This is a genomic window from uncultured Lacinutrix sp., assembly GCF_947500325.1.
In the GTDB taxonomy this organism is placed as follows: domain Bacteria; phylum Bacteroidota; class Bacteroidia; order Flavobacteriales; family Flavobacteriaceae; genus Lacinutrix.
The window spans coordinates 1-719 of record NZ_CANMRQ010000077.1; the positions used below are offsets into that span (position 1 = coordinate 1).

Below are 719 nucleotides of genomic sequence, written 5' to 3' on the forward strand. Positions count from 1 at the left end.
GCAGGATTATACCTTTACCAACCAAATAAGTTTTATATCTCTGCCTCGATGCCAAATATTCTAAATGGAACCCATTTAGATTTAAATGGAACAAAGATAGGATCAGAGACAGAGCATTTATTTGCAGCAGCAGGTTATGTATTTAGTTTATCAGAGAACTTTAAATTAAAGCCACATGCTTTATTAAAGTTTGCTTTCGATGCCCCTTTAAGTTACGATGTAAACCTAAACTTGTTTATGTACGATGTTGTAGAAATAGGTGCTGGTTACCGTGTAGACGATTCATTTAGTGGGATGATAAACTTTATGATCTCACCATCACTTAGAATCGGTTATGCCTACGATGCGATACAATCAGAGTTAAATGTGGTAACAAACGCCTCACATGAGATATTTGTTAATTTCGATATCAATCTACCAAGAAAGGTATCACGTTCACCACGTTATTTCTAATCACATAAGCTAAAACAAACCAAGATGAAAAACTTAAAACTAATTATAACACTAGTCATCCTAAGTAGCTTTAGTGTGACAGCACAAACCAAGGCTACTAAAAAGGCTGATAAGCATTTTGCAAAATTAGAATTTGTAGAAGCCATAGAAGATTACCAAAAACTAATAGAAAAAGGAAAAGCAGATGCTTATGTATATGGTAAGTTAGCAGAAGCCAATTATAATATTTTTAATACTACAGAAGCAGAAAAGTGGTTTGCAAAAGC

General features: G+C 33.7%; 1 protein-coding gene and 1 pseudogene. Both read left to right on the plus strand.

Going from position 1 to position 719, the window contains the following annotated elements; genetic code table 11:
* The coding region (locus Q0997_RS20235) for a PorP/SprF family type IX secretion system membrane protein (RefSeq protein ID WP_299892534.1) at window positions 1–453 on the plus strand (453 nt) is incomplete at its 5' end.
* 24 nt (window positions 454–477) lie between these two features.
* A pseudogene (locus tag Q0997_RS20240) lies at window positions 478–719 on the plus strand (cell envelope biogenesis protein OmpA); the annotation flags it as partial.